At 74.3% G+C, this 22,640-nt stretch carries 17 protein-coding genes and 1 pseudogene; 10 read left to right on the forward strand and 8 right to left on the reverse strand.

Annotated features, from left to right (window positions below):
* The 3 genes and pseudogenes from ABKW28_RS04570 to ABKW28_RS04580 form a co-directional block, all read left to right on the forward strand.
* Positions 1–474 (forward strand): annotated as a pseudogene (locus ABKW28_RS04570) (hypothetical protein); the annotation flags it as partial.
* 42 nt (positions 475–516) lie between these two features.
* The gene (locus tag ABKW28_RS04575) at positions 517–1,791 is read left to right on the forward strand and encodes an AMP-binding protein (protein ID WP_348606694.1); all 1,275 of its coding nucleotides are present in this window, start codon (positions 517–519) and stop codon (positions 1,789–1,791) included.
* A 77-nt stretch (positions 1,792–1,868) separates the two neighbouring features.
* The gene (locus tag ABKW28_RS04580; protein ID WP_348606695.1) at positions 1,869–3,467 is read left to right on the forward strand and encodes an SLC13 family permease; all 1,599 of its coding nucleotides are present in this window, start codon (positions 1,869–1,871) and stop codon (positions 3,465–3,467) included.
* A gap of 12 nt (positions 3,468–3,479) precedes the next feature.
* Here the strand turns inward: ABKW28_RS04580 and ABKW28_RS04585 are convergent, their stop codons facing one another.
* A complete protein-coding gene (locus ABKW28_RS04585; protein ID WP_348606700.1) occupies positions 3,480–4,424 on the reverse strand; it encodes a helix-turn-helix domain-containing protein in 945 nt (314 codons plus the stop codon).
* A 91-nt stretch (positions 4,425–4,515) separates the two neighbouring features.
* Here ABKW28_RS04585 and ABKW28_RS04590 point away from each other — a divergent pair, with 91 nt between their 5' ends.
* On the forward strand, positions 4,516–4,683 hold the full coding sequence (locus ABKW28_RS04590) for a hypothetical protein (RefSeq protein ID WP_193670284.1): 168 nt from the start codon (positions 4,516–4,518) through the stop codon (positions 4,681–4,683).
* 117 nt (positions 4,684–4,800) lie between these two features.
* On the opposite strand, the gene rpsA is transcribed toward ABKW28_RS04590, so the two are convergent.
* A complete protein-coding gene (gene rpsA / locus ABKW28_RS04595) occupies positions 4,801–6,291 on the reverse strand; it encodes a 30S ribosomal protein S1 (protein WP_193670283.1) in 1,491 nt (496 codons plus the stop codon).
* Positions 6,292–6,546: 255 nt separating this feature from the next.
* Positions 6,547–7,497 carry an aminoglycoside phosphotransferase family protein gene (locus tag ABKW28_RS04600; protein ID WP_348606702.1) on the reverse strand — a complete coding sequence of 317 codons (951 nt, stop codon included), beginning with the start codon at positions 7,495–7,497 and terminating at the stop codon, positions 6,547–6,549.
* 58 nt (positions 7,498–7,555) lie between these two features.
* On the opposite strand from ABKW28_RS04600, the gene ABKW28_RS04605 reads away from it, so the two are divergent.
* Both ABKW28_RS04605 and ABKW28_RS04610 read left to right on the forward strand, forming a co-directional pair.
* Positions 7,556–8,248: a hypothetical protein gene (locus ABKW28_RS04605; RefSeq protein WP_348606704.1), complete on the forward strand. Its 693-nt coding sequence runs from the start codon at positions 7,556–7,558 to the stop codon at positions 8,246–8,248.
* The gene (locus ABKW28_RS04610; RefSeq protein ID WP_307823117.1) at positions 8,245–9,105 is read left to right on the forward strand and encodes a class I SAM-dependent methyltransferase; all 861 of its coding nucleotides are present in this window, start codon (positions 8,245–8,247) and stop codon (positions 9,103–9,105) included. Before ABKW28_RS04605 ends, ABKW28_RS04610 begins: the two co-directional genes overlap by 4 nt.
* Before the next feature lie 37 nt (positions 9,106–9,142).
* Here the strand turns inward: ABKW28_RS04610 and ABKW28_RS04615 are convergent, their stop codons facing one another.
* Positions 9,143–10,060 (reverse strand): DUF3068 domain-containing protein, encoded by a 918-nt coding sequence (locus ABKW28_RS04615; protein ID WP_193670280.1) that lies wholly within the window; start codon positions 10,058–10,060, stop codon positions 9,143–9,145.
* 103 nt (positions 10,061–10,163) lie between these two features.
* Here ABKW28_RS04615 and ABKW28_RS04620 point away from each other — a divergent pair, with 103 nt between their 5' ends.
* Together ABKW28_RS04620 and ABKW28_RS04625 are read left to right on the forward strand one after the other, a co-directional pair.
* Positions 10,164–12,011, forward strand: a complete 1,848-nt coding sequence (locus tag ABKW28_RS04620) for a hypothetical protein (protein ID WP_348606706.1) — start codon at positions 10,164–10,166, stop codon at positions 12,009–12,011.
* Positions 12,008–13,240: an acyltransferase gene (locus ABKW28_RS04625; RefSeq protein ID WP_193670278.1), complete on the forward strand. Its 1,233-nt coding sequence runs from the start codon at positions 12,008–12,010 to the stop codon at positions 13,238–13,240. Before ABKW28_RS04620 ends, ABKW28_RS04625 begins: the two co-directional genes overlap by 4 nt.
* On the opposite strand, the gene ABKW28_RS04630 is transcribed toward ABKW28_RS04625, so the two are convergent.
* Both ABKW28_RS04630 and ABKW28_RS04635 read right to left on the reverse strand, forming a co-directional pair.
* Positions 13,126–17,331 carry an alpha-(1->3)-arabinofuranosyltransferase family protein gene (locus ABKW28_RS04630; RefSeq protein WP_348606708.1) on the reverse strand — a complete coding sequence of 1,402 codons (4,206 nt, stop codon included), beginning with the start codon at positions 17,329–17,331 and terminating at the stop codon, positions 13,126–13,128. The two genes, ABKW28_RS04625 and ABKW28_RS04630, sit on opposite strands and share 115 nt — an antisense overlap.
* Positions 17,328–18,095: a class I SAM-dependent methyltransferase gene (locus ABKW28_RS04635; RefSeq protein ID WP_348606710.1), complete on the reverse strand. Its 768-nt coding sequence runs from the start codon at positions 18,093–18,095 to the stop codon at positions 17,328–17,330. Before ABKW28_RS04635 ends, ABKW28_RS04630 begins: the two co-directional genes overlap by 4 nt.
* Positions 18,096–18,127: 32 nt before the next feature.
* On the opposite strand from ABKW28_RS04635, the gene ABKW28_RS04640 reads away from it, so the two are divergent.
* On the forward strand, positions 18,128–19,291 hold the full coding sequence (locus tag ABKW28_RS04640) for a glycosyltransferase family 4 protein (RefSeq protein WP_193670276.1): 1,164 nt from the start codon (positions 18,128–18,130) through the stop codon (positions 19,289–19,291).
* 22 nt (positions 19,292–19,313) lie between these two features.
* Here the strand turns inward: ABKW28_RS04640 and ABKW28_RS04645 are convergent, their stop codons facing one another.
* Entirely contained in the window at positions 19,314–19,493 is a 180-nt protein-coding gene (locus tag ABKW28_RS04645) for a hypothetical protein (protein WP_193670275.1), read from the reverse strand.
* Between the two features lie 67 nt (positions 19,494–19,560).
* Positions 19,561–21,264: a hypothetical protein gene (locus ABKW28_RS04650; RefSeq protein WP_348606711.1), complete on the reverse strand. Its 1,704-nt coding sequence runs from the start codon at positions 21,262–21,264 to the stop codon at positions 19,561–19,563.
* A 79-nt stretch (positions 21,265–21,343) separates the two neighbouring features.
* On the opposite strand from ABKW28_RS04650, the gene ABKW28_RS04655 reads away from it, so the two are divergent.
* Positions 21,344–22,618 (forward strand): polysaccharide biosynthesis protein, encoded by a 1,275-nt coding sequence (locus tag ABKW28_RS04655; protein WP_348606712.1) that lies wholly within the window; start codon positions 21,344–21,346, stop codon positions 22,616–22,618.
* Positions 22,619–22,640: the final 22 nt, after the last annotated feature.

The raw sequence follows: 22,640 nt of genomic DNA on the forward strand, positions 1-22,640 counted from the left end.
ATGACCGCCGAGGACCTCACCCACGACCTCACCCAGGCCGGGAAGCTCGACCCCGCCGACTGGCCCGACTGGCACGGACCCGACGAGACCGGCACCGCCAAGCTCGACACCGGCATCCGCACCGCCGCCGGCGACCTGCGCCGCCTGGCGTGCGAGGCAGGACTCGTCCCCGCCGTCCTCAACTCCACGTCCGTCCCGCTCGACCTCGGCAGGACTCGAAGGCTCCATAGCCACCATCAACGAAAAGCACTGGCTCTGGTCCACGACACGTGTGCGATCGGGACCTGTGAAAGACCGTTCGCCTGGTCCGAGATCCACCACCTGACCCCCTGGTCACACCACGGCGACACCGACCTCGAAGCCATCCCACTCTGCTCCTGGCACCACCACCGCGCCCACGACCCCCGATGGCACCTCACCCACCACCCCCTCCGCGGCTGGGAGCTGCGCGCCCGCGAGCGCCGCAGGCGCTGAACCGCCCGCCGCCGGCCGGACGTCCCCACCTACCATCGGCCCATGCCCACCCCGCTGCCCGAGGGCTCGCGCGTCGCCCTGCTGGTGCCCGGCTCGCTGCTGCTCCTCGAGGCGGTGATGGCGCTGCTGACCCGCGGCGTCCTGCCGGTGCCCCTCGACCCGCGGCTGACGGCGTACGAGCGGGAGCGCATCCTCAGCGGCCTCGACCCCGCCCTCGTGGTCACCGACGAGGAGGCACTGGCGGCGCTGCTCGACGACGTCCGCCTCGAGGGCCCGCTGAGCGGGTGGATGCCGCGCGCCCGCCCGATGCACGTCACCAGCGGCACCACCGGCACCCCCAAGGGCGTGAGCAGCGGACTGCTCTCCCCCGCCGACGCGGCAGCGCTGGTCGCCGAGGAGCGCGACCTGTGGGGCTTCGCCGCCACCGACGTCAACCTCGTCCTCAGCCCGCTCTACCACTCCGCGCCGCTCCGGTTCGCCATGGGCACGGTGCTGGCCGGCGGCCGGGTGGTCGTGCCCGGTCCGTTCGACGTCGGGCGGACCACCCGGGCGATCGAGACCGAGCGGCCCACGACCATGTTCTGCGTGCCGACGCACCTGCAGCGTCTCTTCGCGCACTGGGACGAGGTCGGCATCCCCGACCTGAGCAGCTTCCGCCTCGTCGCGCACGCCGGCGCGCCCTGTCCCCTGTCCACCAAGCGACGCCTCCTCGAGACCTTCCCTCCCCGCTCCACCTGGGAGTTCTACGGCTCCACCGAGGGCCAGTTCACCGCCTGCCGCAGCGAGGAGTGGCTCGAGCGCCCCGGCACCGTCGGACGGGCGCGACCCGGGCGCCGCCTGCACGTCGACGACGACGGCACCATCTGGTGCACCGTGCCCGAGCACGCCCGCTTCGAGTACCACGGCGCACCCGACAAGACCGCCGCCGCCTGGCGCGAGACGCCGGACGGTCCGGCCTTCACCGTCAACGACGTCGGCCGCCTCGACGACGACGGCTACCTCTACCTCGACGGGCGCCGCACCGACCTGATCATCACCGGCGGCGTCAACGTCTACCCGCTCGAGGTCGAGCACGCCCTGCGCGAGCACCCCGCGGTCGACGACGTGGCGGTCTTCGCCGTCCCCGACCCCGACTGGGGCCAGCGGGTCTGCGCGGCGGTCGTGGGCGCGGCGACCGACGAGCAGCTCGACGCCTGGGCCCGCCAGCACCTCGCTCCGCCCAAGCGGCCCAAGACCTGGACCCACGTGCCCGACCTGCCCCGCACCGCGACCGGCAAGGTACGCCGCGACCAGCTCGCACCCCACCGTCAGGGGTGAGCCCGACCCGATCGCGCAGGTGTGAGGTGAAGCAGATCGGCTGACACGTCCAGGGCCGGTCTCTCTCGGGAGGCACCATGACCAGCACGGACCAGGCGGCGCCGCCGCAGCACGAGGGCGGGCCCACCCGCTCGGCACGGCACACGTGGGGGGTGCGGGTGCTCGGCGTCGTCATCGCCGCCGCGGTCTACCTGGCCCTGGGTGGCGCCGACCTCTCCCAGGACGGGCGCGTCGTCGCCGCAGTGGGCGCCCTGATGGCCACCTGGTGGATGACCGAGGCCCTCCCTCTGGCGGCCACGGCCCTGCTGCCCATCGCGCTGCTGCCCGCGCTGACCGACGGCGTCGCCGTCCCCGACGCGACGGCGCCGTACGCCGACCCCATCGTCTTCCTCTTCCTCGGAGGATTCCTGATCGCGATCGCCATGCAGAAGTGGGACCTGCACCGGCGCATCGCCCTGCTCACGCTGCGCCGCGTCGGCACCCACCCGCGCCGGATCATCCTCGGGATGATGATCGCGACGGCCTTCTTGTCCATGTGGGTCTCCAACACCGCCACGACGCTGATGATGCTGCCCATCGCCCTGTCGGTGCTGGCACTGGTCGTCGAGAACAGCGCCGGCAGCCGGCAGAGCACCGACGAGGCCGAGCTCACCGAGCGCCTCGGCGGGCGCGAGAGCCTCCACGAGGTCATCGACGACCCCGACGTGCGGCTCTTCGGCGTCGCCCTGCTGCTCTCGGTCGCCTGGGCGGCCTCCATCGGCGGTCTCGGCACCCTGCTGGGCTCGCCGCCCAACGCGATCGTGGCCGGCTACCTGTCCACCGAGCTCGGCCGCGACGTCGGCTTCGCGGAGTGGATGATGCTCGGCCTCCCCCTCGTGGTGGTCTTCCTGGCCCTCGCCTGGCTGCTGGTGACCCGGGTGATCTTCCGCTTCCGGCTCGACTCGATCCCTGGTGGGCGCGAGCTGATCGACTCCCAGATCGACGACCTCGGCCCGGCCAGCCAGGGCGAGAAGGTGGTGCTGGCGGTCTTCGCCACCGCGGCCTTCTTCTGGGTCGTGCCCGGTGTGCTGGCCAGCATCGGCGACCTCGGCGAGCGGGCCCCCTGGCTCGACGGCTTCGACGACACCGCGATCGCCATCACCGCCGGCCTGGTGATGTTCCTGATCCCCGGCGACGACCGCGGCCGGATGACCCTGGAGTGGCAGGACGCCGAGCGCGGTCTCCCGTGGGGCGTGCTGCTCCTGTTCGGCGGCGGCCTCAGCCTCGCCGGCGCCGTGGCCGCCACCGGGCTCGACGCCTGGTTCGGCGAGCAGGTGGGCGCTCTGGGCGCGCTGCCGATCGTCCTGCTGCTCGCCGCCGTCGTCGCGCTGGTGCTGCTGCTGACCGAGGTCACCAGCAACACCGCGACCGCCGCGACCTTCATCCCCGTGCTCGGCGGCGTCGCCGCCGGCCTCGGTGTCGACCCGGTGACCCTGCTGATCCCGGCCGCGCTCGCGGCGACCTGCGCGTTCATGCTGCCGGTCGGCACCCCGCCCAACGCCATCGTCTTCGGCACCGGTGCGGTGCGCATCGCCGACATGGCGCGCGGCGGGGCCGTGCTCAACGTGCTCGGCGTCGTCCTCATCACGGTCTTCACCGTCACGATCGGCCCGTTCGCCCTCGACCTGGTGCTGTGAGGCGTCACGGCCTCAGCAGGCGAACTGGCGCCGGTACTGCTGGGGACTGATCCCCCGCACCCGGCTGAACTGCTGGCGCAAGGTCGCCGCGTTGCCGAAGCCGAGCCTGGCGGCGATCTGCTCGACGCCCAGGTCGCTGCGCTCGAGCAGCTCCTCCGCGGCGGCCACCCGCTGGTGGGTCACCCAGCTGTGCGGGGTGGTGCCGGTCTCCTCGCGGAAGCGCCGTGCGAACGTCCGCGGCGACATCAACGCCCGGCGCGCGAGGGCATCGACACCCAGCTCCTCGTCGAGGTGCTCCACGATCCACGTCAGCAGCGGGCCCAGCGTCTCGGCATCGCAGTCGGGCACGGCCCGCGCGATGAACTGCGCCTGTCCCCCGTCGCGCTGCGGGGCCACCACCATCCTCCTGGCGACCGCTCCGGCGACCCGGGAACCGTGCTCCTGGCGCCACAGGTGCAGGCAGGCGTCGATGCCGGCCGCGGTGCCGGCGCCGGTCACGACCTGGCCGGCGTCGACGTACAGGACCTCGGGCACCACCTGCGCCAGCGGGAACCGCTCGGCGAGCTCGGCCGTGTGTCGCCAGTGCGTGGTGCAGGCGCGGCCGTCGAGGAGCCCTGCCTCCCCGAGCGTGAAGGCCCCCGAGCAGACCGAGAGCACGCGCGCGCCGCGAGCTACCACGCGCTGCAGCGCTCCGGCGACGCCCTCCGGCAGGCCGGGCGTGCGCGGCATCGCCGGGACGCAGACGAGGTCGGCCTGCTCCAGCCGGTCCAGCCCGTGCTCGACCAGGATCGAGAAGCCGGCGTCCGTCGCGACCTGTCCTGGTCGCGGCGCACACACGGCGAAGTCGACCAGGGGCACGCCGTCGTCTCGCCGGTCGACCCCGAACGCCTCGCAGACGACGCCGAGCTCGAAGGGCGCGACCCCGTCGTAGACGAGGACGGCGACGTTGCTGAACATCGTCCCAGTGTGTCACGGATGGCAGGAAAACGTCGACACCTGACATCTCTGCCACTGTTGGCAGGATCAACGCAGGCGCATGATTGCTGCCATGAGCGAACTACTCTTCTTCATCACCCTGGTCCTGCTGGTCACGGGCGTCGCACTGGCGCTCCTCGAGGTCATCGACGCCGACGACCCCTTCTTCCACACCGACTACCGCCCGCCGCGCAGCCACCCGGACGAGCCCTTCGACCACTCCGGCTCCTGGTACCACTGAGCCCGCGCCGCGGACGCAACGAGGGCCCGGTCACCTCTCGGGGCCCGGGCCCCCTCGGGGTCCCGGGCCCCTCGTCGTCAGGTCAGCGTGGCGCCGACCGGCTGGGTCTCAGCCGGGTCAGTTGCCGCCGCCGGTGAGCTTCTCACGCAGCGCCTGCAGCGCCTCGTCCGAGGCGAGCGAGCCGCCGTCGGTCTCGACACCCTCGACCTCGTCGGTGCTGGTGCTGCCACCGCTGGAGTACGAGGTGGCCTCGCCGGCCTCGACCTCGGCCACCTTGGCCTCGGCCTGCTGCTTGACGTGGGCCTCCCAGCGAGCGTGCGCCTTGGCGTACTGCTCCTCCCAGACAGCGCGCTGGTCGTCGAAGCCCTCGAGCCACTCGCCCGTCTCGGGGTCGAAGCCCTCGGGGTAGACGTAGTTGCCCTGCTCGTCGTAGGTCGCGGTCATGCCGTACAGCGTCGGGTCGAACTCCTCGACGTCCGACGCGGCGGCGGTCTCGTTGGCCTGCTTGAGCGACAGCGAGATCCGGCGACGCTCGAGGTCGATGTCGATGATCTTGACCATGACGTCGTCGTTGACCTGGACGACCTGCTCGGGGATCTCGACGTGACGCTCGGCGAGCTCGGAGATGTGCACCAGGCCCTCGATGCCCTCCTCGACGCGGACGAACGAGCCGAAGGGCACCAGCTTGGTGACCTTGCCGGGCACGATCTGACCGATCTGGTGGGTGCGGGCGAAGTGCTGCCAGGGGTCCTCCTGCGTCGCCTTGAGCGACAGCGAGACCCGCTCGCGGTCCATGTCGACGTCGAGGACCTCGACGGTGACCTCGTCGCCCACGGCCACGACCTCGGAGGGGTGGTCGATGTGCTTCCAGGACAGCTCCGAGACGTGCACGAGGCCGTCGACGCCACCGAGGTCCACGAAGGCACCGAAGTTGACGATCGAGGACACGACACCCTTGCGGATCTGGCCCTTCTGCAGCTGGGTGAGGAAGCCGTGGCGGACCTCGGACTGGGTCTGCTCGAGCCAGGCGCGACGGGACAGGACCACGTTGTTGCGGTTCTTGTCGAGCTCGATGATCTTCGCCTCGAGCGTCTGGCCCACGTAGGGCTGCAGGTCGCGGACGCGGCGCATTTCCACCAGCGAGGCGGGCAGGAAGCCGCGCAGGCCGATGTCGAGGATGAGGCCGCCCTTGACGACCTCGATGACGGTGCCCTCGACGACGCCGTCCTCCTCCTTGACCTGCTCGATGGTGCCCCAGGCCCGCTCGTACTGCGCGCGCTTCTTGGACAGGATCAGACGGCCTTCCTTGTCCTCCTTCTGGAGGACGAGGGCCTCGACCTTGTCGCCGACGGCGACGACCTCGTTGGGGTCGACGTCGTGCTTGATCGACAGCTCGCGCGAGGGGATGACGCCCTCGGTCTTGTAGCCGATGTCCAGCAGGACCTCGTCGCGGTCCACCTTGACGATGGTGCCGTCGACGATGTCGCCGTCGTTGAAGTACTTGATGGTCGCGTCGATCGCGGCGAGGAAGTCCTCTTCCGACCCGATGTCGTTGATCGCGATCTGCGGCGCGTCGTAGTCAGGAAGAGTGGAGATGGTGCTCGTCATAAGGGAAGTGGAACCTTCACGTGGTCAGGAATCGTGCGGACGTGCGCGAGGGGTCCTCTTCCACCACCGTCGACGCGGCGGCACCCATGATGCGGTGCGGCTGCGGCGACCCCGACCGACGAGGTCAGGACAGGCGATGAGCCAGGTCCGCTCCGTATGGGACGCAGGCAGACTCCAGGCGCTGCAACAGCGTACGCCGCGCGTCACACGCCCGTCCAACCAGGCGGGCACCCGCGCGGCAGGGCGCCGAGCAGCTCAGTCCTCGGTCGCGTGCAGGTCACCACTCGCGATGATGGCACGCAGCCGCACCGCGGCGCGGTCGCACACCGGGTTCGCGCCCGCACGTGAGGCCAGCTCGACCAGCGCCGGCAGGTCGGCGGCCCGGGCCAGGTCGAGCGCCCGCCGGACGTCGAGGCCGCGCAGGTCGGCGTACGTCGCCAGCACGGCGTCGTGGAAGGCCGGTCGCCGGTCGAAGCGCAGCAGGTTGCCCAGGTCGGTGAACGGGTGGCCGGCGTGGGCGAACTCCCAGTCGAGCACCCCGGTGACCTCGACGCGGGGCTCGGCGCCCTCGTGCCGGCGCAGCAGCAGGTTCTTGGGGTTCAGGTCGCTGTGCACCAGGCAGTGCTGCGGCACCTCGTCGAGCAGGTCCTGCGCCTCGCGGGCCAGGCCGGCCAGGGTGTCCAGCGCCGACAGGCCGAGGTCGGGCAGCCGCGACCCGGGCGTCTGCACCATCACCTCGACCAGCTCGTCCAGCCCGTCGACGTCGTACGGCGCCGGGTGCGGGCCGATCGTCAGCGCGGCGTCGACGAATGCTCCCCCGCGGGGCAGCGCCGCGCCGGCCAGCGCGGCCAGCACCCGTCCCAGCGCCTCGCCGGCGGCCGCGGCCCCCGCGTCGTCGAGGCGCGGGAGCAGCAGGTCGCCCCGCTCCCCGGGCAGGAAGCCGGTCACCAGGAGCCCGGGCAGCCCCTGGTCGGGGTCGGCCCGGCGCACCTCGAGGACGGGAGGCACCCCCGGCACCACGCCGGCGGCGAGCGCGAGCACGGCGGCATCGACGGCGGGCGCCTCGGGGCCGCGCCGTCCCGCGTAGATCCGCACCACCGTGCGCTCACCGCCGGCCTCTGCCACGAACGTCTCCCCCGACCAGCCTCCCTCGAGGGGACGAAGCGAGGCGAAGTCCGGGGCGGGGCTCGACTCTGGGGTGTCCACGGCCCGGATGCTGCCACGTCGACACCCACGGGGGCGCGCGTGACCGTACGGTTGACCCATGCTGCTCCCCCTGCCGCCGGCGCTCCGCGAGGCCGCGCTCCTGCCGTGGCGCGTCAGCGTCGCCGCGACCCGCACCACGCTCGCCCTGGGCGTCCTGGCCTCGCCCGAGGGGCCGCTGCGCCGCCAGGGCGGGTACGCCGACCTGCTGCTGCGAGTGATCGGCGAGCGGGGCTACGCCCAGCAGCTCACCGACCTGCTGACCGACGAGCACGGGCCGATGCGGCTGGCCGGGGCCGTCAACGAGCTGATGGCCCCCGACCGCCCGCTGGGGCGGATGCTGGCGCGGGACGGCGTCGTCGACCGGCTGCTCGTCGAGGGCGGACCGGTCGACCGGCTGCTGGCGCCGGGGGGCTCCCTCGACCGGCTGCTCGCCGAGGACGGCGCCCTCGAGCGGGTGGTGGCCGCCGACGGCGTCCTGGACCGGGTGCTGCGGCCCGGTGGGCTGGCCGACCGGCTGCTCACCGACGACTCGTTCATCGAGAAGCTGCTCGACGAGGGAGGCACCCTCGACCAGCTGGTCCAGCTCGGCGCCACCCTGGAGGCGATCCAGCCGCGGCTCGCCGAGCTGGCCGAGGTGGTCCCGACGCTGTCGTCGTCCGCCGACGCGCTCGGCCGTGCCGTCGGCCCGCTCGGCGACCTCGCCGGCCGCTTCCCGATGTCGCGGCGCAAGCCGACCCCGCTCGGCCCGTGACCGTCCAGCCGCCGGGTCGTCCCCCGGTCACCCCCGACTCCCGCGACCACCCGCCGCAGGCGCCGGTGCGTGCCGAACGACGCGCGGTCGACGAGGCGGAGTCGCGCCGCGCCAACGGGCCCGACTGGGACCGCTACGCCGACGACTACCAGGCCACCCACGGCGAGTTCCTCGGCGACGTCGGCTTCGTGTGGGGCCCCGAGGGCCTCACGGAGGCCGAGGCCGGGGTGCTGGGCGACCTCGAGGGCCGCGACGTGCTCGAGGTCGGCTCCGGGGCCGGTCAGTGCTCGCGCTGGGTACGGGCGGCGGGCGGACGCTCCTTCGGGCTCGACCTGTCGCACCGCCAGCTGCAGCACTCACGCCGCATCGACGCTGCCACCGACGTGGCCGTGCCCTCGGTCCTGGCCACCGCCACGGCGCTGCCCTTCCGCGACGACTCCTTCGACGTGGTGTTCAGCTCGTTCGGGGCGCTGCAGTTCGTCGCCGACATCGACGAGGCCGTGAGCGAGACCGCCCGGGTGCTGCGACCGGGCGGGCGCTTCGCCTTCTCCATCACCCACCCGACCCGGTGGATGTTCCCCGACGACCCCGGCGAGGCCGGCCTCGTGGCCTCGCAGTCCTACTGGGACCGCACCCCCTACGTCGAGGTCGACGACGCGACGGGCGAGGTGAGCTACGTCGAGCACCACCGCACGCTGGGCGACTGGGTCGGTCTGCTGGCCGGAGCCGGGTTCGCGCTGGCACGCCTGCTCGAGCCCGAGTGGCCCGAGCACCACGAGCGCGTGTGGGGCGGCTGGTCGGGCGTGCGGGGCCGACTGACCCCTGGAACAGCGATCCTGGTGGCCGACCTGCGCTGAACGCGGGTCGACCACCAGGGCCGGTGGGTGGAACGGGTCAGCGACCGGCGCCGACGAGGTCCTGCTTGCGGCTGTGGGTCGTGGTCCTGGAGCGGCCACGCAGCAGGAGCAGCCCGGCGACGAGGCAGATCGCGCCCCCGACGAACCCGACGATCGGCAGGACCGTGGTGACCAGGGTCAGCAGCTGCCGGTCACCGGCGTTGTCGTCGACGCCCTGGGCGACCTGCTCGTCGGTGAAGGCGAGCTGGAGGTCGAGCGCCGGGGTGCCGTCGGCGAGGTAGCGCTGCTGGTCCTCGGTCTGGTTGAGGATCGCGCCGGTCTGCGGCTCGACGAAGATCTCCTTGACGGTCGTGTAGGTGCCCGGCACGCCCTCGGCGACCTCGATGGGCGCCTCGTCGATCTCGACACGGTAGACGTAGGTCTCGGTGCCCTCGATCGACTCGGTGCGGTCGTAGGCGGCGTCGACGGCCTGGCCGACGGTGCCGTCCCAGTAGGGGTAGGTCTCCTGCTCGGCGCCGAAGGGCCACTTGTTGACCAGGCCGTCGTGGGGCACCGCGTCGGCGGGCAGGTCGAGGGTCTCGTTGTCGGCCAGCGCGGTCACGCGGTCGGTGGCGAAGATGTCGACGGAGGCCGTGATCAGGTCCTCGGAGTCCTCGTCGCACACCCGGTCGCCCCCGCGGTCGATCATCACGCACGAGGTCGAGAGCCACGCGACGGCGTCGTCGTCGGACAGCTCGGTGTCGGTGCGGGTGTCGCTGATGGCGAAGATCGGGTTGTCGACCAGGTCTCCGGTCGAGGTGTCGAGCTTGCCGGCCTGGCCCTCGAGCATGGTGATGGTCTCGACCTGGATCGGGGTCTTCTCGACGACGCCAGGTGCCCAGACGAGCCCCAGCAGACCGGCGATCAACAGAAAGCCGCCGAGTCCGAGCAGGACCGGTCCTAGAATCTTGCGCACGAATTTCCCTCCCCAGAGAACGATGTGTGAGCGCAGCGTACTGCCGAGTAGCCGTTTTCGTGGCAATCGTCACAAACCCGTGCGCCGGTGACACACTCTCGCCGTGCCGCTGACTGCCGCCGAGCCCGCCCAGGCCACCACCACCGCACGCGTCCGGGTCCTGCTCGCCTGCGCCGCCGTGCTCGTGGCCGGGGCGCTGTCCCGCGGCTGGGCGCTGCACGGCTCGTGGTTCTACACCGACGACCACCGCCTGGTGCGCGACGCGTTGGGCGCGCGCTCCCCGCGCCAGCTCCTAGACCCCTTCGACTCCCAGCTGATGCCGCTGGGACGCGCCCTGGCCTGGCTGGTCTCGACCGCCGAGCCGGACCGGTGGGCCGCGGCCGCCGCGACCACGCTGACCCTGCACGTGCTCGCCGGGGTGGCCTGCGCCGCCATGCTCCTGGTGCTGGTCGGTGCGCGCTGGCGCGTCGTGGTGCTCCTGGCGCTGCACCAGACCTCCGTCATCGCGCTGCCCGCCACGATGTGGTGGGCGGCCGCGCTCAACCAGCTGCCGCTGCAGGCGGTGCTCATGGGTGCGGTCGCCACGTGGGTCCTGCACCTGCGCACCGGGCGCGGCCGCTGGCTGGCCGCGACCGCCGCACTCGTGGTCCTGGGGCTGCTGGCCTACGTCAAGGCCGTCCTGGTCCCGCTGGTGCTGGCCGCCCTGCTGCTCGGCTGGTTCACCGAGGGCGGCCCCTGGCGGCGGGTCCGCAGCGCGGTGGCCGGGCACTGGCGCGCCGCCGCGCTGCTCGGCACCGTGGGCGTCGCCTTCAGCGCCTACTACCTGACCCAGGTGCCGCAGGTCTTCGTCGAGTCGCAGACCGGCGAGGCCGTCGGCGACGACCTGGCGTGGTCGATGCTGGGCTCGACGCTGCCCGTGGGCCTGCTCGGCGGGCCCTGGCGCTGGGAGGCCAGCAACCCCCCGACGTCGTACGCCGACCCGCCGGGGTGGGTGGTCGCGCTGACCTGGGTGGTGCTGGTCTCGTGCGTGGCAGGGCTGGCGCTGCTGCGCCGGCGCACCGGCCGGGCGTGGGTGCTGCTGGCCGGCTACGCCCTCGTGGCGTACGTGCTGGTCCTGACCAGCCGGGCCCAGGTCGTCGGCGGGGTGGTGGGCCTGGAGTACCGCTACCTCACCGACGTGCTGCCGGTGGCGCTGCTGGCGCTGGTGCTGGCCACCACCCGGGTCGAGGGAGCGGTCGGCTCCAGCGAGCCGCGCTCGCCTCGGCCGGCACTGCTCGAGCGGCTGCCCGCCCCACCGCGCCCCGCGGCGCGCGTCGCCGGGGCGCTGGCGGTCACTGCGGTGCTGCTCGGCGGCGTGCTGAGCTCGGCGGCCTACGTGCGCACCTGGCACCAGGACAACCCCGGCGAGGCCTACCTGCAGACCGCCCGCGAGACGCTCGCGGGCCGGGGCAGCCTCGACCTGGCCGACCAGGTCGTGCCGCCCCAGGTGGTGCCCGGCTACCAGTTCCCGGCCAACACGACGCTGCGGCTGCTGCCGCTGCAGGTGCCCGGGCTGCGCTTCCCCGAGGTCACCGACGACCTGGTCGTCCTCGACGAGGCCGGCCGGGCCCACCGGGCCGAGATCGACGTCGCCGTCGACGCTGCGCCGGGGCCCGACGAGGGCTGCGGTTGGCGGATCGGCCCCTCCCCCGTCACCATCGACCTCGACGGCACGGCCTTCGACAGCACCTGGTGGGTGCACCTGGGCTTCGCCGCGTCGAGCGACGACACGGTGGAGGTGACGGTGCAGGACACCACGACGCGCGCTGCGGTGCCCCAGGGCCCCGGCGAGCTGTTCTGGCGCGTGGAGGCGGAGATCGCCCAGGTCACCCTCGGTGGGCTCCGCTCGGGCACCACCCTGTGCGTCGACGTGGTCGAGGTCGGCGAGGCCGTCGCCGGGGACCCGCTGTGAGCACCCCGCCGCCCGAGCGGGTCGTCGAGCAGTTCCCGCACCTCGACGCGCTGCGCGCGGTCGGTGCCGTGGCCGTGCTGACCACGCACGCCGCCTTCTGGGGCGGCGAGTACACCGACAACGGCACCGCCGGTCGTCTGCTCGCGCGTCTCGACGTGGGCGTGGCGCTCTTCTTCGTGCTCTCCGGCTTCCTGCTCTCGCGGGCGTGGCTGCAGGCGGCCGCCGACGCCTCGGCGCGACCCGCCACCGGGCACTACCTGTGGAAGCGGTTCCTGCGCATCGTGCCGGTCTACCTGGTCGCGGTGCTGGCCGCGCTGTGGTTCATCGACGCCAACGCCGCCCTCGGCGCCGGCGACCGGGCCGCGGCGGTGCTGCTGTCCTCCTCGATGGTCGACCCCGCCTTCCCGGCGGGCCTGACCCACATGTGGAGCCTGATGGTCGAGGTGCACTTCTACCTGCTCCTCCCGCTGCTGATGCTCCTGGCGACCGGGCGCCGACCCGGTCTCGACGTCCGGCGCACGGTGGCGGTGCTGGCCGCGATGGTGGCGGCCAGCGTGTGGTGGCACCTCGACGGCGCGCTGCGCGTCGGGGAGGGCCGTGACGTCGACGCCGGGCAGTGGCTGCCGGCCTACCTGACCTGGTTCGCCGCGGGCATCGGGCTGGCCCTGGCCCAGGTGCTCCTGGTGCGTGGTCGGGGCGGGCGACCCGTCTCGCTGCTGGCGCGCCTGGCCGCGCAGCCCGGGGTCTGCTGGAGCGCGGCGGTCGGCCTGCTGCTGGTGGCCTCGACCCCGGTGGCCGGGCCGGTCCTGCTCGCCGCCCCGACCGCCGGACAGTCGCTGACCAAGCACCTGCTCTACGCGGCGGTGGGCGCTCTGCTGGTGCTGCCCGCGGTGCTGCGGGTGCGCCGTCCCGACGCGGGCGCCACCACCTTCGACCGGCTGCTGACCAACCGCGGCGCGCGGCACCTGGGCCTGGTCTCCTACGGGATCTTCTGCCTGCACCTGCCGCTGCTGCACCTGGTGATGCGGACGACCGGGTGGGAGCTCTTCGCCGGTCGCGGCCTGCAGATCTGGGCCCTCACGCTGGTGGCCAGCATCGTCGCCGCCGAGGTGGCCTACCGCCTCGTCGAGCGGCCGGCGCTGCGCCTCAAGAGCGTCCATCCCCTGCGCCGCCGCGGTGCGGCACCGGCCGAGAAGAGCACCGCCGCCACCGGCAGCACCACCAGGTAGGCGGGCCAGGCCAGCGTCCCGGCCCAGCCGGCCGGGTCGCCCCAGGGCCGCGCGGCGTACGCCGCCACCGCCGCGAACGCGGGCAGCGCCAGCAGCCACGGCTCCCAGTCGGGCGCACGGCGTCGCAGCAGCACCACGACGCCGACGCTCACCACGGCGAGCAGCAGGCCCGCCCATCCGGCCAGCAGCCCGGCGCCCAGCACAGCGGTGAGCGCCGCCGTCGCGGGACGGGCCTGGCGCGCCGAGAGGGGCGGATGCTCGACGTCGCGGGCCGCGCGGCGGCGCACCAGCGGCACGACGACCACGAGCAGCAGCACCAGCAGGCCCAGCGCCCCGACCACCAGGCCCCAGCGGTAGGCGCGGTCGGGCGCGAAGCGCAGCTCCAGCGGGCCGGCCGACCCGGGCGGGAGCAGCCAGGCCTGCTGCCAACCGTCGACCGTGAGCGGGACCAGTCCCTCGCCCTCGCGCGCGCCGGTCCAGCCGGGGTTGGTGTTCTCCCGCACCGCGGCCAACCTCGCGTCCCCCGGGGGCTCGCCCACATCGCGACCGGCCGGGGAGCGCGCCAGGTCGAGGCCGGCGTCGAGGAGGGCGCCCGGCGCGGGCTCGGGCAACGAGCCCAGCACGACCGACTCCACCGCGAACGCCGCCGTGTCGCTCATCCGCACCGTGGTCTCGCCCTGGGGCAGGCTCAACCGCCGCTGCGTGGGCCCGGCGCCAGGTCCGCAGGGCACCACCTCGGTGCTGCGGCCCGCCGCCAGCTGCGCCGGGGACCCCTCGACGCGGGTGCGCCAGGTGGTCGCTCCGACGCGCAGGTTGGGCCCGGTGCCGCAGGCGTAGCGACGCCGGTCGAGCGAGAGACGCAGCGGCTCGTAGGGCACCCCGCCCAGGCGGAGCTCGCCGATGCCGGCGCCGACCGGGTGCGGCACCCCGTCGAAGCCGAGGTCGGTGACGTCCTCGGTCTCGAGCACCTCGACGTCCAGCGTGTCGGTGCGGACACCCGGCAGGCGTGCCCGGCCGTCGACGAGGTCGACCTCGAGGCTCTGCGCACCCCAGCTCACCCGCACCCGGGTCGGGGTGGCCGCGGCGGCGTCGGCGTCGGTGCGCAGGCGCAGGAAGCGCACCCTCTCGACGCCGAGCCACGAGACCCGCAGGGTCGGGCTCGGGTCGTCCGGGTCGGCGAGCCAGGTCGTGCCGGGGTTGCCGTCGAGGGCCGCCAGGGCCGAGCCCCGCGGGTCCGGCACAGCCGTGCTGCTGGCCTGCACCCCGACCGCGCGGCCCTGCAGCACCAGCCGCGACAACGCGTCGCCGGCGCGGGGACGCACCCGCAGCGCGACCTCGGAGAAGTCGGCCGGGGCGGCCAGGCGCACCACCCGGTCGAGGCCGTCGGCCTCCTCGGGCTCGACGACGCGGCGCTGCACGCAGCGGACCTCGTTGCGCTCCTGCTCGACGTCGCCGAGCTCCACGCACCCGTTCCGGTGGTCCTTGTCGGCGCGCAGCACCACGGCGTCCGGGGCACCCCACGCCTCGGGCAGCAGCGGCAGGACCAGCGGACGGCGCACCTGCACGCCGGGGATGCGGACCTCGGCCAGGCTCAGCGTCCGGTCCGCCTCGAGCGAGCGCACCTCGACGTAGGACGTCGGGCCGCCCTCGAGCGGGACCGTGCGGCTCTCGCCGGGCCCGACCTCGACCGGGTCGGAGGTGCCCGCGCCGGTGCGCACCTGCACCTCCTGGTCGTCGGCGGCGTCGGGGCCGCCGACGAGCCGCACGGTGCTCGGGTCGAGCGGGGTCTCGAGGTCGAGGCGCCACCACGCGGTGCCCGCGCGACCGGGCCCCGAGCGCCACGCCGACTCCTCGGCGCCGTCGAGGGCCGCCCACGGCGAGGACCCCCGCCGGATGCTCCCCAGGGAGTCGGCGTCGGAGGCCGAGGAGGATGCCGACAGCGACGCCGCCCCGACCAGCCGCGCGGTGGTGGACCACCGGTCGCCCTCGTCGAGCAGGTAGTCGCGCACCGGGTTGCCGGTGCGCCGCACGTCGCCCTCGACCAGTGCGGCCGAGCTGCCGTCGTGGATGCGGGCGAAGGAGCGCTCACGCACGCGCAGCCCGTCGCTCAGCACGACGGGGACGTCGTCCAGCTGCTCGGGCAGCTCGGTGGGCACGTCGGCGGCCAGCACGACGGGCCGGTCGTCGAGCGCGCCGGCGTCGACCAGGTCGGCGAGGTCCTCGGGGCCCGCCGCGACCAGGGCAGTGACGTCGGCCGCGACCGCGGGCTCGGCGTCCGTGACGGCCCACACCTCGACGGCCTGGTAGGCGCTCTGCCAGCCGCCGGCCGCGAGCACCCGCCCACCGTCGTCCTGGTCGAGCAGCGCGACCCCGCCCAGCAGCGGCCCGAAGCCGGCCACCTGGACGACCCCTGGGCTCTCGCGCAGGGCCTGGCGCACCAGGACCGGGTCGGGCGCGTCGTCGGCGCGCTCGAGGTCGCCGCGCACCACGACGTAGCGCAGGCCCGCGCGGCGCAGGGACGCAGCCAGCCCCGGGGAGCCGTGGCCCTGCGCCAGGCGTGCCTCGATCCCGTCGAGCATCCGGATGTTCCCGGGGGGCACGAGCGGCACGACGTTGCGCACCGCCCACCGGGTGCCGGCCAGCCACTGCATCGGCTCGTCGTCGGGGTCGCCCCACAGGTAGCGCGCGAAGGTGGAGCCGGGCACGAGCAGCGCGGTCGCATCACCCTCCTCGCGCTCCTGGTCCTCGAGCCAGGCAGCCGTCTCGGTCCAGTAGCCCGGGACCTCGAGGACGGCCCCGGCGGGTGCGACGCGGCCGGCGAGCGCCGGGGCGGCGGCCCCGGCGACGACCGCCACCGTGACGGCCAGCGCCGTCGCGGTGTTCAGGCGCACCAGGCGGGCGGTCCGGGCGTCGCCGGCACGGGCCGCACCTCGGCGCCCCGATGCCACCAGCGCGTCGAGGCTGAGCGCCAGGCCGATGACCAGCGGCAGCCGCAGCACGGGGTCGAACTTGTGCACGTTGCGCAGCGGCGACAGCACCCCGTCGAGCTGCACCTGCAGGGCCGGGGCGAACCAGCCCTGCACCGCACCCAGGTGACCAGCGGTGACCATCAGCAGCCCGACGAGCAGGCCCAGGCCCAGGAAGCGCCGGTGCGGGTGGTCTCGCAGCATCAGCCCGGCGAGCCCGAGCACCAGCACGACCGCCGAGTTCAGCGCCAGGAACGACGTCGTCAACAGGTCTCGTCCCGCCCGCGATCCGCCCTCGACGTAGGGCACCCAGTTCGACGTGCCGCGCAGCGCGTCGACGATCGTGGTGGGGAACGTGGTGACCGACGCCGACTCGATGTAGTCCAGGAACGGGGGGCTGTAGGAGCCCATCAGCGCCAGCGGGACCAGCCACCACAGCGTGCCCAGCAGGGTGAAGGCCGGCCACCAGAGCATCAGCGCGCGCCGCCGCGGCCCGGGCGCGCGGGTCAGCAGCCACAGCGCCCCGAGCGGGATCACCGCGAAGGACGCGGCCGCGTTGACTCCCCCGACCAGGCTGATCGCCAGCGCCGAGAGCGCCGCGGCCCGGCGCGGCGAGCCACGCTCGGCACCCACGACCAGCGGCAGCAGCACCCACGGGACCAGGGCGACGGGCCAGGTCTCGCTCGAGATCGGGCCCATCGTGGTCAGCACCCGCGGGGAGAGGGCGAACGCCGCGCCCGCGACCAGGCACGCCAGGTCGCTGCGCACACCCAGGGCACGGGCCAGCCGGGCGGTGCCGGCGAAGGCGACCGCCAGCACCAGCCCCCACCAGAGCCGTTGCACCACCCAGCCGGGCACGGCCAGGAGCGCGCCGAGCCAGAAGAAGCCGCCCATCGGCCACAGGTAGCCGTAGGCCTGGTTCTGCAGCTGCCCCAGCGCTCCCTCGCCGTCCCACAGGTGCAGCGCGCGAGCCAGGAAGTCGCCCGGCGCCGCGACGAGGTCGAACTTCGTGTCGGCGGCCAGCAGCCCCGGGTCCTGCACGAACGCCAGGCCCACGAGCAGGGCGCAGCCTGCGAGCACGCGCAGACCGAGGCGACCACCGTCGGTCGCGGCGGCCTCGCTCATCGCCGGCGCAGCACGATCACGAGGTTCCAGGTCACGACCTCGCGCAGCACCGGCACCCGCAGCAGCCAACGCGACCACCAGGGGTTGTAGCGCGGGCTGAGGTCGACCAGCTCCACGCCGCCGGCGGCGGCCTCCTGCCGCGCCCAGTCGAGACCGGCCCCCACGGTGACGGCGAAGAGCGACTCGCCGTACCTGTTCTTCGGCTCGTGGCCGTGGGTGCGCGCGTAGCGGCGTCGGGCCCGGGCGCCACCGAGGTAGTGCCACGGCGCGGTCTCGTGCCCGCCCCACGGCCCGAACCACACGGTGTAGCTGATGAAGACCAGGCCGCCCGGCCTGGTGACCCGCACCATCTCGCGGGCCATCGTCCACGGCTCGGGCACGTGCTCGAGCACGTTGGAGGAGTAGCAGACGTCGACGCTGCGGTCGCGGAAGGGCAGCTGCATGCCGCTGCCCACGACGGTGCCGTTGGCGATGGTGCCCAGGCCGGCCAGCTCGCCGACGTCGGAGTCCAGTGCCAGGTAGGTCGCACCCGCGGCGGTGAAGGCGTCGCGGAAGTAGCCGGGACCGCCGCCCACGTCGAGCAGGACCGTGCCCTCCAGGTCGGTGTAGGAGGCCAGCTGGGCGGCGGAGTCCTGCGCCAGGGCGGTGTAGAAGCGCGCCGGGTCGTCCTGCTCGTGGCGGAACTCCCGCAGCAGCCGCACCGACCGGCGCAGCGTGGCGCGGAAGGCCCGGGAGCGGGGACGGGACGTCATCGGGCTCGGCACGCGCGCACCCTACCCACTGGTACCTTCCCCCGATGCACGAACAGCACACCGGGCCGCTCGCCGGTCGCCACGTCGCGTTCCTCAGCTGGCGCGACACCGCCAACCCCGAGGGCGGGGGCGCCGAGCGCTACCTGGAGAAGATGGCGGCCGGCCTCGTCGAGCGTGGCTGCACCGTCACCGTCTTCTGTGCCGCGCACGCCGCTGCGCCGCCCGAGGAGGTCGTCGACGGCGTGCGCTTCGTGCGCCGCGGCACCAAGCTCAGCGTCTACGCCCAGGGCATGCGGGCGCTGCGCCGCGGTGACCTCGACGGTCCGCACGGCGCCCCCGACGTGGTGGTCGACGTCCAGAACGGTCTGCCCTTCTTCTCGCGCCTGGTGACCAGGCGTCCCGTGCTGGTGCTGGTCCACCACGTGCACCGCGAGCAGTGGCCCGTGGTCTACCCGGGCCGCTCGGGCCAGGTCGGCTGGTGGATCGAGCGCCGGCTGGCGCCCTGGCTCTACCGACGCCAGCAGTACGTCGCGGTCTCGAGCGCGACCCGCGACGAGCTCGCCGAGCTCGGCGTCGACCCGGCGCGCACCGCGGTGGTGCACAACGGCACCGACCCCTACGTGCACGTCGACCCCGGCAAGAGCCCGACGCCGATGGTCGCGGTGGTGGGGCGGCTGGTGCCGCACAAGCAGGTCGAGCACGCGGTCGACGCCGTGCTCGCGCTGCGCGCGCGCCACCCCGACCTGCGCCTGCACGTCGTGGGCTCGGGCTGGTGGGAGGCCGAGCTGCACGAGTACGTCGCGGCGCGCGGTGCCGGCGCCAGCGTGGTCTTCGAAGGTCACGTCGACGAGGAGCACAAGCACGAGGTCTACGAGCGGGCCTGGGTCCTGGCGCTGCCCTCGCTCAAGGAGGGCTGGGGCCTGGTGATCGGCGAGGCCGGCATGCACACCACGCCCACACTGGCCTACCGCTCCGCGGGCGGGACCCAGGAGTCGGTGGTCGACGGGCACTCGGGGGTGCTGGTCGACGACCAGGCGAGCTTCACGGCCACGTTGGGCCGGCTCCTGGACGACGCGGCGCTGCGCGAGCAGCTGGGCCGCGGCGCCCTGGAGCAGAGCCGGCGCTTCACGTGGACACGGGCCCAGCAGTCGTTCGCCGACGTGCTGGTGGCGGTGCTGTCGGGCCGGCGGGTGGCCGGCTCCGACTAGCGGGCCCGTCCGGTGGTCCGGGTCAGCCGTTGGTGCCGTACTGGACGACCGGCTGGTTGACGTTCGCCGGCGACGGACCCTCGGTCCCGGTGCTGGAGTTGACCAGGCTGACGACCGTCACGGCGGCGACGACGCCGCCGACCGCGGTGGTGGTGACGGTGGCGACGATGGCGGACAGACCGCCACTGAGAATTGCAGACACAGAAGACCCTCCCTCAAAGGTGACTGGAGAGTAGCAGCGCGTAGCACCGATGTGACGATTTCTTGACTCATCGGTAACGAGAGGTCCGTACCCTCTGCCAGGCGCGACCGGCCGCCGCAGCCAGCAGGGCCAGCCAGGCCGCCCACGCCACCACCATCGCCACCACCCAGCTCGCGGGTGCGCGTCGTCCCCCGGCCCCCGCCACCTCGGTCACCACCAGGTCCTGGGTGCGCAGCAGCTCGCGCCCGGCCAGCTCGACCGACGCGTCGTCGCGCCCTCCGGGGGCCGTGCGGTCGCGCACCACCACGCCGATGCCCGAAGCCGCCAGTGCCTCGGACCTGGAGGCCGCGTCGGCCGCGGAGAGCGCCTGGGCGGCGCGGCGGGCCCGGGGGTCCTCCCCCGCGACCGCGACGCCCGAGACGACCAGCTCGTCGCCGGCCACGTGGTCCCGCCCCAGGTAGCGCCCCAGGGGGTCGAGCACCGTGCGTCCGCCGTTCCAGGCAGGGGCCCGGAAGGGGCTCAGCGGCAGCACCAGCACGTCGCCGGGCCCGGCCGCGGCCACCGCCGCGCGCGCCTGCTCGTACGACGACGGGTAGGACACCGCGCGCAGGTCGCCGGCCACGTCGGGCATCAGCGTGACCGGCCAGGTGGTCAGCAGCGCGCCGACCACGAGGCCCGGCGCCAGCGGCAGCCGTCCCGGCCACGCGCGGACGACCCACGCACGCACCTCGACGACCCCCTGGGCCACGACCGGGACCAGCAGCGGCGCGCACAGCACCAGGACCCGCGCGCCGTCCCGGACCACCCCGGCGCCCGGCACGGTGGCGGCCAGCCAGCCCAGCGCGCCCGGGGCCAGCCAGGTCGCGACCGCGGTGCCCCATCCCAGCAGCCACAGCACCAGCAGCCCGCCGGCCTCTCGGGTGCCGACCCGCCGCCACCAGCCGCGCCAGCCCACCGCGGCGAGCAGCACCAGGACGCCCGTCGAGACCCAGGCCGCGGCCCCGGCGCGGGAGGCCGGCAGGACCTCGGCGTTCCAGGCGCCACCCAGGCCGAGCGCCGCCAGTGGGCCGGGCAGCGCGCCCTCGTCGGCCAGCGCGAAGACCGCGGCCCCGGCGGGGTCGCCCAGCGCCGCGCCCGCGTGCAGCAGACCAGCCACCAGCCACGGCGCGTTGGCCAGCAGCGCCACCGCCGCCACCCTGGCCACCTGCACCGGCTCCCGTCGGGTCGCGAGGACCAGCAGCACGGCGGCGGTGGCCAGCCCGGCGCTCGCGCTCAGCGAGCCGACGACGACCAGCAGAGCCAGCACGCCGGGCATCCGGCCCTCCTCGCGCCAGCGCCGGGCCGCGCCGACCAGCCACGGGAGCGCGGCGTACCCCAGCAGGACGGGCCAGTGCCCCAGGCCCAGCCGCTCGACCACCAGGGGGTTCCACTGCCACAGCGTCACCGCCGCCAGCGCGCCCAGCAGGCTGCCCCGGGGGGCCAGCCGCGCGGCGCCCAGCCCGCCGACGACCAGCGAGCCCAGCAGCACGAGCTTCTGCAGCACCATCCCCGGCACGACGTCGTCGAGCACCGCCACCACCGCGTCCGAGGGCACCGCACGCGGCAGCCCGCTGCCCGTGCCGAGGGCGTCGGAGCGCAGCGCCAGGTCGGGCACCCAGACCATGTCGTAGGTGAGCACGTAGCCCGGGGCGAGCGCGGGGCCGAGCAGCAGCACGGCGAGCAGCACCGACCAGAGCGGCACCACCAGTCCTCGTCGCCGCCCCAGGTCCACGCGCGAAGGAAACCACACCGTCACCGGCCGGACCCGCCGAAGTTGCTCGTGGTGCGGCCCGCTGACCTACCCTCGACCCGTGACGAGCACCACGGAGGACGCGCCGAGCGGCCCCACCGCCCCCGGCGCCGGCGCCCCGGGTCGCACCGGCCTGCGGGCCCTGCTGCGCGGCAGCGCGGGCATCGCCGTGGCCATGGGCGTCATGAACGTGGCGACCTACGCCTTCCAGATGATCTCGGCCCGCCTGCTCGGTCCGGCAGACTACGGCGCGCTCGCGCCGCTGATGGCGCTGCTGATGGTCGTCGCGGTGCTGCAGCTGGGCCTGCAGGCCACCGGTGCCCGCCGGATCTCCGCCGACCCCGACCACGTCGCCCAGATCGAGGGCGTGGTGCTCGCCGTGACCTACCGCGCCGCCCTCGGCCTCGGCGCGCTGATGCTCGTGCTCTCCCCCGTGGTCATGGTGGTGCTGCGCCTCGACAGCGTGCTGCCGGCGGCGCTGCTCGCCCTGAGCGCCGTCCCGCTCACCGTGATGGGCGGCCAGGCCGGCATCCTGCAGGGCGAGCGCCGCTGGCTGCCGCTGGGGATGGTCTACCTCGGCATGGGCGTCCCGCGGGTGCTCGTCGGCACCCTGTGCCTCCTGGTCTCCCCCACCGAGACCGCGGCGATGCTCGGCGTGATGATCGCGATGTTCGTGCCGGCGGTCATCGGGTACGTCGCCCTGCGCCGCCCGCGCGAGGCGGGCAGCCACAGCGAGGCGCACACGCGGCGCCCCGTGGCCCGCGAGGCGGTCACCGCCTCGCTGGCCCTGCTGGCCTTCTTCGTGCTCTCCAACGCCGACATCGTGGTGGCCCGCAACGTCCTCGACGACCACGACGCCGGGCTCTACGCCGCCGGGCTGATCCTGACCAAGGCGGTGCTGTTCCTGCCCCAGTTCGTGGTGGTCGTGGCGTTCCCGTCGATGTCGACGGTCGAGGAGCGTCGCCTGGCCCTGCTGCGCAGCCTGGGCCTGGTCGCTGCCCTCGGGGTGGTCGCCACGCTGGGCGCCTGGCTGCTCAGCGGGCTGGCCATGGTCTTCGTCGGGGGCCAGGAGTACGCCGACGTGCAGTCGCGGCTGTGGCTCTTCGCGGTGGTCGGCACCCTGCTGGCGATGCTGCAGCTGCTGGTCTACTCGGTCCTCGCGCGCCGGGGCACCCGCTCGGCGTACCTGGTGTGGCTGGCGGTGCTCGTGCTGGTCGCCGCGGCGGCCGCCACCGCCTCGTTGAGCGCGCTGGTGCTCGTGGTGATCGCCGTCGACGCGACCCTCTTCACCGCCCTGCTGGTGCTGAGCCTGCACCGCCTGCGCGACCCGGCCTGAATCTCGCGCCGACCCGGCCCCA

It is taken from the genome of Nocardioides sp. 31GB23 (assembly GCF_040012395.1).
GTDB classification, from domain to species: Bacteria; Actinomycetota; Actinomycetes; order Propionibacteriales; family Nocardioidaceae; genus Nocardioides; species Nocardioides salarius.